Source organism: Haloferax sulfurifontis, assembly GCF_014635105.1.
GTDB classification, from domain to species: domain Archaea; phylum Halobacteriota; class Halobacteria; order Halobacteriales; family Haloferacaceae; genus Haloferax; species Haloferax denitrificans.
In genome coordinates, this window is record NZ_BMCI01000005.1 from 317,417 (window position 1) to 333,679 (window position 16,263).

Sequence of the window (16,263 nt, forward strand, 5' to 3'; positions counted from 1 at the left end):
CGGCCCCATTTATCCCGCAGTCACCAACGCACGACTGCACATGGTCGACGACATCGCCACCGACGCCGACTGGAACGCGCTGTACATCGACGGCGAGTGGACCGACAGTGAGAGCGGTGAGAGCATCGCGGTCGAGGACCCGTCGACCCGCGAGACGATTGCGCACGTCCCTCGCGGGACGGAGGCCGACGTCGACGCCGCCTACGAAGCGGCCGCCGAAGCACAGGAGTCGTGGGCCGAGGCGCCGCCCGCGCGACGTCAGGAGGTCGTCGAGCAGTTCCTCCAGAAACTGCGGGAGTACGAAGAGGAGATTATCGACCTCCTCGCACACGAGGTCGGCGGCTCGCGCATCATGGGCGAGACGTCCGTCCAAATCGCCACCGACCACGCGAGCGAGGCGGCGACGCTTCCGCGCCGGATGCGGGGCGAGCACGTCGATTCTAACATCCCCGGCAAGGAGAACATCGTCCAGAAGAATCCGAAAGGCGTGGTGACGGTCATCTCGCCGTGGAACTTCCCGCTGAACCTGTCGATGCGGGCGGTCGCGCCCGCGGTCGCCGCGGGGAACGCGGTCGTGCTGAAGCCGTCGACCAACTCGCCCATCACGGGCGGGTTGCTGTTCGCCAAGCTGTTCGAGGAGACCGACCTCCCCGAGGGCGTCGTCAACGTCGTCACCGGCCGCGGCTCCGAAATCGGCGACCGCGTCGCCGGCCACCCCGAGAGCGACGTGGTGGCGTTCACCGGCTCGACCGAGGTCGGCAAGCGCGTCTCCGGCATCGCCGGCGAGAACCTCGCCGTGCCCGCGATGGAGCTCGGCGGCAACAACGCCCACATCGTGACCGAGGGCGCGGACGTCGACCGCGCGGTCGACGCCGCGGTCTTCGGGAGCTTCGTCCATCAGGGGCAGGTCTGTATCTCCATCAACCGCCACATCGTCCACGAGTCGGTCTACGACGAGTACGTCGAGAAGCTGACCGAGCGGGCCGCGGAGCTACCCGTCGGCTCCGCCCACGAGGACGACACGGTCGTCGGTCCCATCATCGACGAGTCCCAGCGCGACGAGATGCTGGGCTACGTCGAGGAGACGGTCGACGCCGGCGCGACGCTGGAAACCGGCGGCTCGACGGCCGACCTCGACGGCGTCGACGACTCGCTGGTCGTCGAACCGACCGTCCTCTCGGGCGTGACGAACGACATGGCGGCGGCCTGCAACGAGCACTTCGGTCCCATCGCGCCCGTCATTCCGTTCTCGGACGTCGACGAGGCGGTCGAACTCGCCAACGCGACCGAGTACGGCCTCTCCGGGTCGGTCCACGCCGGCGACCTCGCCGCGGGCAAGGAAATCGCCCTCCGCATGGAGACCGGCAACGTCCACGTCAACGACCAGCCCATCAACGACGAGGCGCACGTCCCGTTCAGCGGCATCGGAGCCTCCGGCGTCGGCACCTACAACAGCGACGCCTTCCTCGACGAAATCACCGAGGACAAGTGGATTTCGCTCCAGCGCGAACCGCGCGACTACCCGCTGTAAGCCGGGTGACGCCGAACTGAGTGAGAACTGCGGTTAGTAACCCACGACTGAAGTCGTGGACCTTCTCTTGCGTCTCTCTGTTTGAACAGGACTGGGTTCCCTGAGTTCCCTCCGCGCCGAATCTCGTGTGCAAGCTGTGTGCAACGCGACGAAACCGTTATTCGTCTGTGTGCAGAACTTGCACACGAGATGAGCGCGAGCGACGACCCCCGTCGAGTCCACTTTCAGTCGCCCGAGTACCTCGTCGAGCGTCTCGACGCGCTCGCGGACCTCTTCGACAAGGACCGGACCGACCTCCTCGTAGAGGCCATCCGCGACTACATCGAGGACACCGCCCACAGCGAGACCGTCCAAGAACTGGTCGCGACGAAGTACTACGACGACCAGCTCGACTTCGAGACGGTCAAACAGCTCGTCGGAGCCGAGACGGCCCAGCGGCTCCGCCTGCTCAAAGCGGACCTCGAAGGCGAGCCACTGGACTTGGCCGCACCCGAGAACGTCGACATCTACGGCGGGGAGGCGACGACGGCCGATGCTCGTGACGCCGACGAGTGATGAGCGGTCCACGTCTCCGGACGGCGGTCGCCGACACGAGCGCGCTCGTGAGCCTCGCGGTTCCCCGTGCGGACCCCGACTACGACAGTTCCGCGGCTCCGGACCCGCTTCAGTACGTGCTCACGTCGTGTGACGTGTCCGCGCCGCCCGAAGTGGTCGCGGAACTGCGCGACATCGCACAGTACTCGGACATCCACGGTGCGGCGGCGACGAACGTGCTGGCCGCGAGAGACTACTACGCGGTCGAAGACCCGTACGGACGGGCGGACACGCCCGGCGAGCGCCCGACGTTCGGCCTCGACGACGGAGAGACCGACGGTATCGTGCTCGCGAACGCGCTCGCCGTCGACGGCTTTCTCACCGATGAGTTCGGGGGAACGAACTTCGCGCTCGTTCACGCCGTCCTGCGCGGCCCGCGAATCGTCCCGACGCCGCGGCTCGTCTGCGACTACGCCCGCAACGGTCACATGACGCGCGCCGAGGCGAGAACGCTTCTCACGACGATTTCCCCGCACCGAAGCTGGGGGAACAGTCCCTACGTCGCGCAGTTGTTGCGGACCTCGGAGTCGTAACTACCGACCGCCGTCCTCCGTTTCTCCCGTCCCGTCGTGCGCCAGCGATAACACGACGGCCTCGCCGGAGACGACCGTCTCGTCGCCGACGCTCGCGGTCGTCTCGACGGCGAGTCGGTCGCCGCCGAGCGACTCGACCACGGCCACCTCGGCGACCGCCGTGTCACCGGGGCGGACCGGCCGCTCGAAGGAGAGGTCCTGCGAGAGGTAGACGATGTCGCCCGGAAGCCGCGCGAGCGCGGCGCTGACGACCGACGCGGCGAGCATCCCGTGGGCGATGCGCCCGCCGAACGTCGTCTCGGCGGCGTACTCCGCGTCGAGGTGAATCGGGTTCTCGTCGCCCGACACCTCGGCGAACCGGTCGATAGTCTCCTCGGTCACGGCGCGCTCCGATACCGCGCGGTCGCCGACGGTCGCGACTGGCATACGGTCGCTTCGACGGCCGCCGAACTCAATCCTCGGGTGCGACGCGGTTTTGTAATGCCGCGGTTTCGCTCGCCCTCACTCCCACGGGTTCGTCCCCAGCGCGTGGACCAAGAGAATCGCGCCGACGGCGATGGAGACGAGGACGAGCGCGACGGGGAACGCGGCGTCGAGGCCGGTCGAGAGGTACGACACCCAGATTTGCACCGGGAGCGTCCGCGGGTAGTACGCCAGCATGAGCGTCGCGCCGAACTCGCCCATCGCCCGCGCGAACGTCAGGGTCACGCCGGCGAGGATGCCCTGTTTCGCCAGCGGGAGCGTCACGCGCCGGACGCTCCCGATTCGGTTCTCGCCGAGCGAGCGGGCCGCCGCTTCGAGTTGCCTGTCCACGCCGTCGAAGGCCGTCTTCGCGGTCACGACCAGAAACGGCGAGGCGACGTAGGTCTGCGCGAGGACGACCCCGACCAGCGAGCGCGTGAGGGGGACGCTCGTCAGTTGGCCGAGCCCCGCGGGGCCGACGAGTCTGAGGAGTAACATCCCGCTGACGACCGGCGGAAGCACGAGCGGGAGCATCACCAGCGCCAGAATCACGTCCCGGCCGCGGAACGACGTGCGCGAGAGCCAGTAGGCCAGCGGGACGCCGAAGGCGACGGCGACAAGCGTGCTGAGCGCCGCCGCGACGACGGAGTTGGTCGCGGCGGTCAGGACGACCTCGCTCGTCACGTCGGCGGCCAGCGACGCCGGCGACTGCGCGAGGACGAGCGCGCCGATGGGAAGCAGGTAGTAGACGAGGAGCATCCCGGCGAGAACCAGCGTCAGGCCTCGCCACGTCTCGGGCAGGAGTCGCGTGACGCCGCGCTCGCGGCGGTTAGGCTGTCGGTGGGACATCTCCGAAGTAGTGTGGGTGGCTCTCGCGAACGGTGAACCCGGAGGGTTCGAGGAAGTCGCCGGCGGTTCCGACGAGCGCCTCGAACACCGACTTCGCCGCCGCCGTGTCGGTGCGGCGCGTCGCGGCGTACCGAATCGGGCCGCCGCGGACGGTGACGCCGTCCGGAAGCGTGTAGGAAGCCGTCTCGTATGCGGACGCGTGTTCGGGGTCGCTCAGGTTGATTGCGGCCGGGAGTTCGAGAGACGGGTAGCCGCGCTCGACGGCCATGCTCCGGTAGACGAACGCCGCGTCGACGCCGCCGGCGTCGAACTGCGCGAGCAGTTGCGTCTCGGGGTAAATCTGGTCGCGGCGGAGCAGGTCGTCGGCGAGCGCCGGCCGGTCGTAGTAGTCGGCCGCGAGCGCGAGCGCGAACCGCGTCCGGTAGCCCAGCGGGTCGAGGTCGGGGTCGGTTCGGCCGAGGCTGACCGCGTCGTCGAGGAGGGCGTCGGGCCACGACGCGGCTTCGGCGACCCGCGTTCCGCCGTCGGTCTGCGGGTTGTACGCGACGACGAGGGCGTTGTTGGCGAACGTGGCGTACCACGGGACCGAAAGCGGCGCGTCGAACAGCGTCGGGTCCGCGAGCGCGACGATATCTGGGTTGCGTTGGCCGTCGGCGACCATCCGAGCCACGCGCGCTGAGCCGTGGGCCTCGACCTCGAATCGGGTCCCCTCCGGCGCTTCGAACTCGGTGGTGAGCGCCCGCTGGAGGCTTCCGGCGGCGAGAACCGACACGGTCGGCGTCGACCCGCCCCGGCCGAGACAGCCCGCCGTCGCGGCGAGACTGGCCGCCGCGGTCCCCCCGACGGACGCGAGGAACGCCCGTCTGCTCGACGCACCCCGCGCGTCACGACTCATCGCCGCACCTCACATCCGGCGGCGACCCGCGCCAACTCCGTGCGCGTGTTCACGTTCGTCACCGACCGGCCGACGCTCGCGGGAAGCGCGTCGAACCCGACGTACTCGACGCCGTCGAGTCGGTCCAAAAGCGCCCCGAGGCCGTCGTCGGGGGCGAGTTCGGAGACGTTGTCTCGGACCGCAGACCGACGGTACAGGGCGTGGAGCGGTTCGTGACCCCGCTCGGAGACGGGGACGATGGCCGGCGGGACGGAACGGTCGCCGCCGGTAGAGGCGGGGCGGTCACCGTCCGCGGAGATGAGGCGGTCGCCGTCGCCGTTTCGACTGGCGGCGCGCTCGAACAGCGCCGCGACCGCGTGCGGTTCGAGAAGCGGCATGTCACAGCCGGCGACGAACAGCCACGGGGTCTCGGCCGCCGAGGCGGCCGCGCTGACGCCGGCGAGCGGGCCGGACAGCCTCTCGGCGTCGCGGACGAACCGAACGTCCCACGCCGCCGGGAGCGCCGCGGCGAGGCGCTCGCGCTGGTCGGCGGTCCGAACCGCGACTATCGGTGGGCGACCCGTCACGGTTCGGAGCGTCCCGACGACGCGCCGAATCAGCGACTCCCCGTCGAGCGTCGCGAGGGCCTTGTGTCCGTGTCCGAAGCGGGTGCTCTCGCCGCCGGCGAGGACGACGGCCGTCGCGTCCGGCGTTGTCGGCGCTGTCGGCGCGGCCGTTGTGTCCGACACGGTCGACACATTCACCGCGGTCGGCACGTCCGTCCGGCTCGGTCGATTCTGTCTCTCTCGCGTCATCTGGTCAGGGCTTCTTGAAGATGTCTTCGAGCGATTCGGGGTCGGTCGCGGGGTCGAGCGCGCGCGCCTCGACGGCGCGGACGCCTTTCACCGTCCGCGACCCGTCGACGTCCGGCGCGATAAACCGCGTCTCGTAGTCGTGTTCCTCGCGGATGGGTGTCCCGTCGCGGGCGTAGGCGACGACGGCGTCGAACGCGGCGTACACGTCGATGCAGACCCGATAGCCGTCGGCGCTCTCGACCACGAGGTGCGTCGTCTCGTCGTCGAGGCCGGCGTCGGCAAAGAGGTCGAAGACCGGAATCCCGGTCCACGTCGCGGTGTGCCGGGTCCCCGACGCGCACGCGACCGTCACCGTCCGGTCCTCGGCGGGCAACCCGCGTAGCTCCGGCCCGGACAACGAGACCCCGCTGTCGCCGCAGACGAGAATCGACTCGGAGAGGGGGGTCGCCGGCCGCGACCGGTGGCGTTGTGCGTGCATGCGTACTCACTAGTTCGATATTGGTTGACTCTGACGGTGTATGTAACCTCTGATAATTAAGGCCTTTAAACAGGCCGGGAAAGTCGGGGCGACTCGGTTCGGGAGCGAACTGGCGGTTGTGTTCGGTTCGACGGTTTCAACTCGGCTGTGAGTCAGTCGGCGACCACCTCCCGCGTCGTCCGGGCGAGCGCCGCGTAGAACGGCGACCGCGTCTCGGCTTCGACCCGGTCACAGAGGTCGCCGACCCACCGCGTGAGGTGTTCGTCGCGGAACTGGTCGAGGCGGTCGTCGCGGCCGTGTTCGGCGAGGTACGCGCAGAACTCCAGTTCCGTCGCCACGTGGTCCGGCAGGTCGCGCTGTTCGGGTCGGTGCTCGACGCCGAACGCCTGATACCATCGCTCGACGGCCGCCGTCGCCGGCCCCAGTACCTCGCCGAACTCGTCGTCGCTCTTCTTGTCGCGGTAGACGCTCTCGTAGGGCGGACACGGCGGGCCGGCCGGGCCGATGAACAGCCGGGCGTACTCGCTCCGAAGCGCGTGGAGTTCGATCGACTCCAGCGGGCCGAACAGCGCCGATAGCTCGCCGTCGTTTGCGACCTCGACCAGTCGCTCTGTCGGCTCGCGCCAGCAGGCCGCGAGGACCGCATACGTCGCCGTCCGGGCCGACTCGAAGGCGTCGCCGGTCGCGTCGTTCCCCTCGGTCGGGGTTCGAGCGGCGGGTTCGCTCATCGGCCTTCCCCCCGCGTTTCGCCGCCGTCGGTCGCCACCGCGGTCGATTCGTTCTCGGCTTGAATCGGGACGTACCGGAGTCCGAAGGTGACGATGAGCGCGCCGATGGCGATGACGCCCGCGGTGACCGCAATCTCGACGAGCGTGGGCGTGTACGACCCCGCGCTCGCCCAGATGTCGGTCGTCACCCCGGCGTACTCGCCGCCGACGGAGATGCCGGGGGCGGCGTCGATGTTGGCCGCCTCGTAGCCCGTGAACACCAGTCGAACCCCCTCGAACGTCGTCCCGAACACCGCGAGGGCGCTGGCGGTGAAGATAACCGACACGCGCTCGCGGAACGACGGGAGCGCGAGCATCGCCAGCGGGACCGCCCCGCCGACGACCGTCCAGAGCCAGAAGTACGCCGACTCGCCGATGAGGAAGCTCCCCGTGATGGCCCAGAACCCGAAGTGGTCGGCCCACGCGTGCGGGAGGCGCTCGGCGGCGAGCAGGTAGACGACGTGGAACGCGAGGAAGATGCCGAGCACCTTCCCGAGGCTCGTCAGTTCCTCGCGGTCGACGGTAAAGCGGGTGAACCGCGAGGCGAGGACGGAGACGACCAACAGCAGGCCGAGCCCGGACACGAGCGCCTTGGCGATGAACACCGGCGCGACGAGCGGGCTGAACCAGTCGCCGCGGCCGATTTGCGTGGCGAAAATCCACCCGGTGACCGAGTGGAGCGCGACCGCGGTCGGCAGTGCGACGGCGGCGGTCCAGAACATGAGCGTCCGGTCGCGCTCGCGGCCGGCCTCCGTGTCCTCGACGCCGAGCGCCAGCCGCGACCCGCGAGCCGCGAGGTCGCGGCGGGTCAGGAGCCAGAGGTACCAGAGGTTCAGCGCGCCGTAGAGGACGACGATACCGAAGTCCCACACCATCGGCGACCGGAAGTCGGGCGAGGTGAAAAACTGGTAGAGGCGCTCGGGGCGACCGATGTCGGGCAGGATGAGGAGCCCGGCGACGGTGATGCACGCGAGGCTCACCAGCACCCCGAGGCGGGCGAACCCCTCGTAGCGGTGCGAGTGGAAGAACTTCGGCGCGCTGGAGATGATGAGCCCGCCGGCCGACAGCCCGACGAACAGGACGAACATCATGATGTACAGCCCCCACGAGAACACGTTGCGCATCCCCGTGACGACGAGGCCGGTGGTGAGCTGATAGGCCCACGCGGCGACGCCGACTACGACGAGCGCGGCGAGAAAGCCCACCCAGAGCTTCCCGGCGCTCCCGAACTCGGGGACGACGAACCGCGAGGAGGCGGTCTCTCTCGACATCAGTCGTCACCCCCCTCGAACGCGGGGACGTGCGGAAGCGCGTCGTTCGACAGCGAGCCGTGCGACCCGCCGCCGCCGCTTCCGCCGCTTTCCTCGACGGGACCGTTGTCCTTCGGCTCCGACCAGACCGACACGTCGTCGAGTTCGCTCTCCATCTTGTCGGAGGTCTGCGGGCGACCCGGACTCATCTCGCCGCGGATGTAGTACGTCTTCGGGTCGGTGCCGCGGTCTTCGAGCAGTCGCGTCGTCTGGTACTTCCTGATGTACTTCGAGACGGTGCTTTCCTCGTTGTCGAGGTCGCCGAAGATGCGGGCGTCCGCCGGGCAGTTCACGACGCAGGCGGGGTCGAGCCCCTCCTCGACGCGGTGGGAACAGAACGTACACTTCTCGACGACGCCCTGCGGGCGGGCCGGCACGTCGCCGGTCCCGTCTTCGGGGACCGTCTGCGGTTCGTCCCAGTTGAACACGCGGGCGTTGTACGGGCAGGCGGCCATGCAGTAGCGACAGCCGATACACTTGTCGTAGTCGATTTCGACGATGCCGTCCTCGCGGGTGTAGGTCGCGTTGACCGGACACACCTTCACGCACGGCGCGTTCTCGCAGTGCTGGCAGGCCGTCGGCTGGTAGGACATCTCCAGCGTGCCGTCCTCGCCGTTCTCCGGGTACGTCCCGGCCGGCGTGTCCATCTTGTCGCCGCCCTCGGTGAGCACGCGGTTCCAGTACTGGCCGAGGCCGACGTTGTTCTCCTGTTTACACGTCACGGCGCAGGCGTGACAGCCGATACACCGCTCTTGGTCGATTACTAAGCCGTAGTTAGTCATGTTCAGTCACCTCCCGCCCCGGCGCTGGTGGCACCCGAACCGGTCGGCTGATTGCTCGTGTACTTGCTCGTGTCAACGTCGCTCGGGGCCGGTTCGACCTCGACTCTGGTGTCGTAGAACGCGAAGTTCCCGGTCACCTCACACACGTCGGTGTGCGTCAGGTCGTTGTGGTGGCCGCGGACGTAGTCGCTTCCCCACCAGCCCTGGTCGGTGTTCACCAGCCCGGGTTGCATGCCGTCGTTCACCTTGGCCTTCACGACCATCTCGCCGCGGTCGTTGTGGACGCGGACGTAGTCGCCGTCTTCAATGCCGCGGGCGGCCGCGTCCTTCGGGTTGATGTCCAACTGCGGCTCGTTGTTTATCTCCCGGAGCCAGTTTTGGTACTCGTACTGCGAGTGGATGCGCCACTTCGAGTGCTTCTGGATGAACATCAGCGGATAGTCCTCCGCCGTGTCCCAGTCGTCGGCCGTCCGGCTCTCCATGTGCTTCGGCAGTTCCAGCGTGACGCCGCCTTCGGTCGGCGCGTCCTCGTCGTACAGTTCCAGCCGGCCCGACGGGGTGTTGAACGGCCCCGTGAACTTGACGACCGGCGTGCTCACCTTCACCGTCCCCTGTTCTTTCAGCGTCTCGTAGTCCACCTCGTCGTCGTGGGCGAGCAGTTCTCGAAGCGTCGCCGACTTGTCGCGGTCGAAGTAGTCGCCGAAGCCGAGGCGTTCGGCCAGCCTGACCAACATCCAGTGGTCGGACTTCGACTCCCACAGCGGGTCGTGGGCCGGCTGGCGGTACATGATGTGCGGGTGGCCGCCCCACGTGTCCACGACGTCCTCGCGTTCGAACCAGTGGGACGCGGGCAGGATGATGTCCGCGTGCTGGACCGACGGCGTGTGGTGCATGTCGGCGACGGCGATGAGGTCGAGGCTCTTCGACGCCTCCAGCCACCGCTGTCTGTCCGGCATCTGGTTGGCGATGAAGTTCGACTCCTGGGAGTACATCACCTTCAGCTGGTAGGGGTCGCCGGACTCCATCGCCGTGAGGATGTCCGTCTGCGGGAGCGACGTCGTTCCGGGTCCGTCCTCGGGGGAGTCGTAGCCGCCGTTGTCGTACGACCCGCCGAGCGGGTGGCTCCCCTGAATGCTCCCGTGGCGACCGAAGTCGCCGGTCAGCCCGAGGAGGATGGCGTACGCCTGCCCGAAGGTGTGACCGTACTTGTAGCGGTCGACGCCGTAACCGGAGGCGATGCCGCCGGGGCCGCGCGTCGCGAGCCAGCGCACCGCGGTTCGGATGTTGTCGGCGTTGATGCCGACCTCGGCCGCGACGGCGTCGGCGTCGTACTCGGCGACGTGTTCTTCGAGGAGCGAAAGCGCCGTGTGGCAGGCGACGCCGGCGACGGTGTACTCGCCGAACAGCGCGTACTCGCCGTACGTCTCGGGTTCGAGCGCGACCGGCTCGCCCGTCGACTCGTTGACCGCGACGGGCAGGTCCTCGGTCACGTCGTCGAACACGTCGCTCGCGTCGAGCAGTTCGCCCGTGTCGTCGCGGACGAGCGCCGGCCCGAGCGTCCGCCTTCTGAGGAACTCGGTGTCGTAGGTCTCGTCGTCGAGGACCGTCTTAATCATCGACAGGGTCAGGAGCGTGTCCTTGCCCGGCTTGATGGGGAGCCAGAGGTCGGCCTTCGCGGCGGTGTTCGTGTACACCGGGTCCACGCAGACGAGCTTCGCGCCGTTTTCGACCGCGTCGAGGAGCTTCGAGGCGTCCTGTTGGAGGTTGCTGGCGAAGATGTCCGACCCCCAGACGATGACCGTGTTCGCGTTCCGCCAGTCGACGACCTCGTTGGTCGGCACGTTGAAGAAGCCGACCCCGGCGAGCCGACTGAAGCCGAGCCCGACGTTGATGTCGATGGACCACGACTTCTGGGTCCCGCCGAACAGCGACGACAGCCGGCTCTGGATGGTGCCGCTGACGCCGTTGTTCCCCGACCCCGTCTCGAAGTAGACGCTCTCGGGGCCGTAGTCGTCGCGGACGCGCTCCATCTCGGCGGCGATGTAGTCGAGCGCCTCGTCCCACGTGACGCGCTCGAACTCGGCGTCGTCGCCGCGGCCCTCGGGGTTCGGACTCCCCGGCTCCCAGCCGACGCGCTTCATCGGGTACTTGAGCCGCGTGGCGTTGTAGATGCGCTGGGTGTGCGACAGCCCGAGGGTGCAGGCGCGCTTGTACCGCTCGTCTTCGGGAATCTGCGGCTCGATTTTCCTGACGCGCCCGTCGCGGACGTGCGCTTCGAGCGGGCATTTCCCGCGGCAGTTCGGCGCGCACGCCGTCCTGATAACCTCGTCCTGTCCGACGTAGCTCTCGATACCGGGGTTCTGCCTCGACGCCGGCTCGGTGTCGGTCTCGGCCAGCGAGGAGGCGTAGCCGCCGCCCCCGAGTCCGAGCGCGACGGCCGCGGCCCCGCTGGCTTTCAGCACGTCGCGTCTGAACACGCCGTCGTCGTCACCTCCTTTCGAGCCGCGTCCGTCGTCACTCATCGAACCCCTCCGGTTCGGTCGGGCGGGCGTCCTCGCCGAACTCCGCGACGACCGCCTCGTGATATTTCTCGTGGAACGCCGCGTCGGAGAGCTCGCCGTTCGAGACGCGAATCGCGTCGCGGGCCATCCGCAGTCCCAACTCGGCGTCGTAGTCGCCCCCGTCGAGGATGGTCGCCGCTTCCGACTCCCACTCGTCGAGCGGAGTCAGTCGCGGCTGTTGTGGGTCGGTCATAAGTACACACGTACTGTGGAGGTCTCCCCCGGTAGGCCGCCCGCTGGATAATGAAGCAGTTTATGTACTCGCCGACGCGCGGACCGGCTCGAACGTCAGCTGTCTACCGATTTTCGCTCGGCCGACTCGGCGGTCACTCGGCGTCGAATACCGCCGTTGCGAGCTTCGCTTCCACCGCGTTCAGCCGCTGGGACAGCGCCGACTTCGAGATGCCGAGCGCCTCCGCGAGCGCCGCCAACTCCGTCCGCCGCGGCGTCTCGTAGTAGCCGTGGTGGACGGCGATGAGCGCCGCCTCGCGCTGTTTCGCCGTGAGCGACGAGAGGTCGATGGTCGCCGTCTTCGACTCGGCCGAATCGCCGCGCCCGTCGGAGGTGAGCCGCCTGAGACAGACGCGCTCGGCCACCTCGTCGAGCCGCCCCACGAGGGTCGAAATCGTCTCGCGGTCCGAGAGATACGTCTCGACGACGATGTGCCGCCCGTCGGCGCGGCGGATACGCGGCACGCATCCGAACTCCCCGAACGCCCGACAGAGACAGTCGTCGCCGACGCTCGTCGTCGTGTGAACCACCTTCGAGTCGGTCCCGTCGTCGACGGTCACCTCGGCGTGGCAGGTGTCGCCGTCGAGGTGCGTGTGGACGTCCTCGACCGCCGAGTTGGGGCTGGCTAACGGGCACGAACAGCGCTTCGCGGGCTCGATTTCCAGTCGGAGCTGGAGGTGTTGTTCCCGCGGTGTGTCGGCTCCCGCCTCCGCGACGCCGCTCGTGGAATCAGCCATCGGTAGTCAGTCGGTCAACACCGGGGAAGTGGGTTGTGCTGGTTCTCACATTTCGGCACTGCGTCGCCTCGTCGGGCACCCGACGGTCGTCCGCTCGCATCGAGGCGGCCGATTCCGCAGTCCGCACATTCATTACTCTCAAAATGTACGCTTCATCTACATGTTCGAGGTCCAGCCCGAACTGGCGGTGTTCGTCCTCCTGATGCTCGTCTGGACCGTCTTCGTCCTCTACTCGGCGTCGGTGTTCACGTGGTTCGTCGAGGTGCTCGTCCTCGCGTGGCGACGGGCTATCGCCGCCGGCGACGTCGTCTACGGCTACGACGACATCCAAGTGCGCGTCATCACCATCGACGCGGCGAACATCGTCCAATCGACGGTCAACGCGGTCCCCGACGACCTCGCGGACGTGCGGGTCGTCGCCGAGAAGCCGATTTCGGTGGACGGCGCGTCGGTCCACGTCGTCCCGGAGGAGTTCTCCTGCACGGCTACCCACAAGGGCCGGGCGCTCGAATGGGCGCGCCGCGAGATTCCCTGTGACAAGGAGTTCGTCCTCTACCTCGACGAGGACACGCTGATGGCGAACTTCGAGGGGTTGCCGGAGGGCGACATCGTCCAGATTACGGAGCTTCCGCTGTACACCGGGTCGTGGGTGACGTACCTCTCGGAGGTGTTCCGCATCGGCTACCAGCGCGAACAGCGGGCGTTCGGCCGATTCAGCTTCCCGCTGTACGCGTGGGGCGGCGGCATCGCGATTCGGACGCGCCTCGAAAACGAAATCACGTGGGACTCGAAGACCATCACTGAGGACACGGACTTCGCGTGGCGCGCCGCCAGCGCGTCGGACCTCGATTTCACCGTGCTGAACTGCAAGTTCCGCAATCAGGCTCCGCCGTCGGTGACGACGATGCTCAAACAGCGCCGCCGGTGGTTCTCGGGGACGCGGCAGGATTCTGACCTGTTGCCACTTCACTATCAGCTATTCCTGCAGTTCCGCCTCGTCGCGTGGGGATTTTCGCCGCTCATCCCGCTGATAACGGTCGTCACGTTTCTCGTCCCCGGCGCGCTCCCCGACTTGATGCTCTACCGCGTCGGCTCGCTCGTCGAGTTCGCCACGCTGTTCGTCGTGACGGGCGTCGGCGTCGCGAGCTACTGGTCCGAGTCGAAGCTCACGCTCCTCGCGGTTCCGTGGACGCCGGTTCTCGTCGTCCTCAACACTGCGGGCGCGCTCTGGGGGTTCGTCTCGCCGGTCGAACACTTCACCGTCACGACCAAGGTCCCCCTGGAGACGGTCGAAGAGCGCAACCCCGCGTTCGAACCCGGTTCGCTCACGGACCACGACGGCCGGAACGACCTGCCGGAACAGTTGGACGTGAATCGATTTACGACCGAACTCCGCGAATCATTTCACACCGATTATGATTGATTGTGGGCCGCTCGACCCGTCTCGAAGTGGCGGCTGATAATATCCCGTAGAATACAGCGTGAACGTTGCCGTACATCGATTTTCCGGCGTCGCCATCCCGCGGGAATCGAATCAAGCCTTATCCGTCCCATCCGCGAATCCCAACTCGAATGTCACCGAGAAAACAAGTTTGTCATCATCGTTCACGCCGCTCGGCCGGGGGCGGTCCGACCCCTCGCGTGCACCGTCTCGGTACCGGGGGTGAACGCCCGTGGCGGTAGTCGAGTCGCTCGTCGGCAACGGGTTGTTCGTCCTGTTCCTCGCGGTGCTCATCGGGATGGGGCTCGGCAAAATCAGCGTCCGCGGCGTCAAGTTCGGCGTCGCCGGGCCGCTCTTTGCGGGACTGGTGCTCGGCCACTTCGGCTTCACCGTCCCCGACGCGTACAGCGGGCTCACGCTGGCGCTGTTCGTCGCCGCCGTCGGCCTCATCGCGGCCCACGAAATCGAGGGGACCGTCAAGGCGTACGGGCTCAACTTCGTCGCCGTCGCGGTGCTGATGCCGACCGTCGCGCTGGCGCTCACCTACGTCTGGACGCAGTTCGTCTTCCCCAACGCGTCGACCCCCCTCATCATGGGGTCGTTCTCGGGCGCGCTGACGAGCAGTCCAGGGCTGGGGTCGGCCATCGAAGCGCTCCCCGCGGCCGCCCGGCAGGACTACCAAATCGGCCACTCCGTCGGCTACGTCGTCGGCGTGCTCGTCATCGTCGTGTTCCAGCAGTTGTACCCCGTCGTCGCCCGGCTGGACCTCGATGAGGAAAAACGCCGCTTCGACGAGGCTATCGGCGGCACCGACGACGAATCGGGTTCGTCGGTCACCGAGGTGACGTTCAGCGTGATGGGCTACGCGCTCGTCATCGTCGCCGGCGCGGTCGTCGGGTCGATTCCGATTCCGATGGGACCGTTCGGCACGCCCTCGCTCGGCACGACCGGCGGCGTCCTCGTCGCGGCGCTCGTCTTCGGCTACTTCGGCCGGGTCGGCCCCGTGCCGACGCGCATGGACACCGGCATCCTCTCGGAGATTCGGGCGTTCACGCTGGCGATGTTCCTCGCGGTCGTCGGCATCGGTGCCGGCGGCGGCTTCCTCGCGACCATCGCGGAGTACGGCCTCCAAATCGTGGCGGCCTCGGCGCTGACGAGCTTTATCGCCATCATCGCCGGGCTCGCGCTCACGCGGTACGTCTGGGGTATGGACTGGATTAGCGCCGCCGGCGGCATCACCGGCGGTCACACCGACACGAAGGGACTCGCGGCCGCCGTCGACGCCACCGGGGCCGACGAAGTCGCGGCGGGCTACGGCAACACCTACCCCTTCGCGCTCCTGTTCATGGTCGTCTACGCGAAGCTCCTCGTCATCATCATCCCGCTGGCCGCGTAGCCACTCGCGTGAGTTCGACGCGGCCGCGGCACCACCGCCCTCGCGGTGGCTCTCCCGCAAACGTATCGCGTCGCTCCGGTCTGCTGGCGATATTTTCTTTCCCGAAAGACGTATCGAACCACAAGACTGTTATCCTAGTTTTCTGATTGACAGAGACGAGAGTCCCCATGAAGCGTCGTACGTTCCTCCAACTGACCGGTCTCGGGGCCGTCGGCGGACTCGCCGGCTGTCTCGGCTCGAACTCACCTCCCCCGCGAAAGTCGAGCGTCGTCTCCGACTTCGAGGCGTCCGACGGCTCGCTCGTCGTCGACCTCGCCGACCAGACGTGGGTGATGTCCCGCTACGAAGCCGCCGACCAGTCGTCGCTGTCAGGGTTCGACCCGCAGTCGCTCGCCGCGCTCAGCCCCGTCGGGGTCGCGAGCGCGAAAGGCAAGAGCGGCGGCGGCGGCGGCCGCGGCGCGACCGGCCGCGGCACGGGCGGCTACGCCTCCGCCCCGCGGACGGTCCACGGCCACGCGTGGTACCACGGCGGCGACTACGCCGACGACTGGTACGAGAACAACGCCAACCAGGTGAGTCGGTTCCCCGTCGGCGTCGCCGCGCTCGGCGTCGCCTACCTCGGGTCGACCGCGGCGATGCGGGACGACGCGCCCGACGCCGGCCCGGTGCCGTGGGACCGCGAGATTCAGGATCCGAACGACACCGTCGAGTACGACATCGACGACGACAGCCAGCTCGGACAGGACGGCTGGTACCGCGTCGGCGCGCACGTCGTCGGCGACGACGTGAACCACGACTTCCGCTGGGAGTGTTACGACCTCGAAGTCACCGACGGCATCGGCGACGCGGGGTACTCCATCGAAGAAGAGTGGAAAGTCTCCCCGCGCATCTGAGCGCGGCTG

Annotated in this window: 17 protein-coding genes; 6 read left to right on the forward strand and 11 right to left on the reverse strand. The window is 68.0% G+C overall.

Annotation, left to right across the window (positions count from 1 at the left end):
* Positions 1 to 40 precede the first annotated feature (40 nt).
* The 3 genes from IEV64_RS15010 (at position 41) to IEV64_RS15020 (ending at position 2,658) form a co-directional block, all read left to right on the forward strand.
* Entirely contained in the window at positions 41 to 1,531 is a 1,491-nt protein-coding gene (locus IEV64_RS15010) for an aldehyde dehydrogenase family protein (protein ID WP_188424272.1), read from the forward strand.
* A gap of 189 nt (positions 1,532 to 1,720) precedes the next feature.
* Complete coding sequence (locus tag IEV64_RS15015; RefSeq protein ID WP_007274151.1) at positions 1,721 to 2,086, forward strand: hypothetical protein; 366 nt, start codon at positions 1,721 to 1,723, stop codon at positions 2,084 to 2,086.
* Positions 2,086 to 2,658: a hypothetical protein gene (locus tag IEV64_RS15020; RefSeq protein ID WP_007274150.1), complete on the forward strand. Its 573-nt coding sequence runs from the start codon at positions 2,086 to 2,088 to the stop codon at positions 2,656 to 2,658. The genes IEV64_RS15015 and IEV64_RS15020 overlap by 1 nt, the downstream gene beginning before the upstream one ends.
* On the opposite strand, the gene IEV64_RS15025 is transcribed toward IEV64_RS15020, so the two are convergent.
* From IEV64_RS15025 to dmsR, 11 genes are all read right to left on the reverse strand, one after another.
* Positions 2,659 to 3,084: a MaoC family dehydratase gene (locus IEV64_RS15025; protein WP_007274149.1), complete on the reverse strand. Its 426-nt coding sequence runs from the start codon at positions 3,082 to 3,084 to the stop codon at positions 2,659 to 2,661.
* 75 nt (positions 3,085 to 3,159) lie between these two features.
* Complete coding sequence (locus IEV64_RS15030) at positions 3,160 to 3,969, reverse strand: molybdate ABC transporter permease subunit (protein ID WP_188424273.1); 810 nt, start codon at positions 3,967 to 3,969, stop codon at positions 3,160 to 3,162.
* Positions 3,950 to 4,864 (reverse strand): extracellular solute-binding protein, encoded by a 915-nt coding sequence (locus IEV64_RS15035; RefSeq protein ID WP_188424274.1) that lies wholly within the window; start codon positions 4,862 to 4,864, stop codon positions 3,950 to 3,952. The genes IEV64_RS15030 and IEV64_RS15035 overlap by 20 nt, the downstream gene beginning before the upstream one ends.
* Positions 4,861 to 5,658, reverse strand: coding sequence for a molybdenum cofactor guanylyltransferase (mobA, locus tag IEV64_RS15040; protein WP_188424275.1), 798 nt, complete (start codon positions 5,656 to 5,658; stop codon positions 4,861 to 4,863). The genes IEV64_RS15035 and mobA overlap by 4 nt, the downstream gene beginning before the upstream one ends.
* 4 nt (positions 5,659 to 5,662) lie before the next feature.
* Positions 5,663 to 6,136, reverse strand: a complete 474-nt coding sequence (locus IEV64_RS15045) for a molybdopterin-dependent oxidoreductase (RefSeq protein WP_007274145.1) — start codon at positions 6,134 to 6,136, stop codon at positions 5,663 to 5,665.
* Positions 6,137 to 6,288: 152 nt separating this feature from the next.
* On the reverse strand, positions 6,289 to 6,864 hold the full coding sequence (locus IEV64_RS15050) for a TorD/DmsD family molecular chaperone (RefSeq protein WP_188424276.1): 576 nt from the start codon (positions 6,862 to 6,864) through the stop codon (positions 6,289 to 6,291).
* Positions 6,861 to 8,174, reverse strand: coding sequence for an NrfD/PsrC family molybdoenzyme membrane anchor subunit (gene nrfD, locus IEV64_RS15055; protein ID WP_007274143.1), 1,314 nt, complete (start codon positions 8,172 to 8,174; stop codon positions 6,861 to 6,863). Before nrfD ends, IEV64_RS15050 begins: the two co-directional genes overlap by 4 nt.
* Positions 8,174 to 8,995 (reverse strand): sulfate reduction electron transfer complex DsrMKJOP subunit DsrO, encoded by an 822-nt coding sequence (gene dsrO, locus IEV64_RS15060; protein ID WP_007274142.1) that lies wholly within the window; start codon positions 8,993 to 8,995, stop codon positions 8,174 to 8,176. The genes nrfD and dsrO overlap by 1 nt, the downstream gene beginning before the upstream one ends.
* A gap of 2 nt (positions 8,996 to 8,997) precedes the next feature.
* Complete coding sequence (locus IEV64_RS15065) at positions 8,998 to 11,517, reverse strand: molybdopterin-containing oxidoreductase family protein (RefSeq protein WP_188424277.1); 2,520 nt, start codon at positions 11,515 to 11,517, stop codon at positions 8,998 to 9,000.
* A complete protein-coding gene (locus tag IEV64_RS15070; RefSeq protein ID WP_007274140.1) occupies positions 11,510 to 11,749 on the reverse strand; it encodes a 4Fe-4S ferredoxin N-terminal domain-containing protein in 240 nt (79 codons plus the stop codon). Before IEV64_RS15070 ends, IEV64_RS15065 begins: the two co-directional genes overlap by 8 nt.
* Positions 11,750 to 11,882: 133 nt before the next feature.
* On the reverse strand, positions 11,883 to 12,524 hold the full coding sequence (gene dmsR / locus IEV64_RS15075; RefSeq protein ID WP_188424278.1) for a dimethyl sulfoxide reductase transcriptional activator DmsR: 642 nt from the start codon (positions 12,522 to 12,524) through the stop codon (positions 11,883 to 11,885).
* Between the two features lie 160 nt (positions 12,525 to 12,684).
* Here dmsR and IEV64_RS15080 point away from each other — a divergent pair, with 160 nt between their 5' ends.
* From IEV64_RS15080 to IEV64_RS15090, 3 genes are all read left to right on the forward strand, one after another.
* The gene (locus tag IEV64_RS15080; protein ID WP_188424279.1) at positions 12,685 to 13,947 is read left to right on the forward strand and encodes a glycosyltransferase family 2 protein; all 1,263 of its coding nucleotides are present in this window, start codon (positions 12,685 to 12,687) and stop codon (positions 13,945 to 13,947) included.
* 250 nt (positions 13,948 to 14,197) lie between these two features.
* Positions 14,198 to 15,361, forward strand: coding sequence for an aspartate-alanine antiporter-like transporter (locus IEV64_RS15085; RefSeq protein WP_188424280.1), 1,164 nt, complete (start codon positions 14,198 to 14,200; stop codon positions 15,359 to 15,361).
* Positions 15,362 to 15,528: 167 nt separating this feature from the next.
* A complete protein-coding gene (locus tag IEV64_RS15090; RefSeq protein ID WP_188424281.1) occupies positions 15,529 to 16,254 on the forward strand; it encodes a hypothetical protein in 726 nt (241 codons plus the stop codon).
* Positions 16,255 to 16,263: the final 9 nt, after the last annotated feature.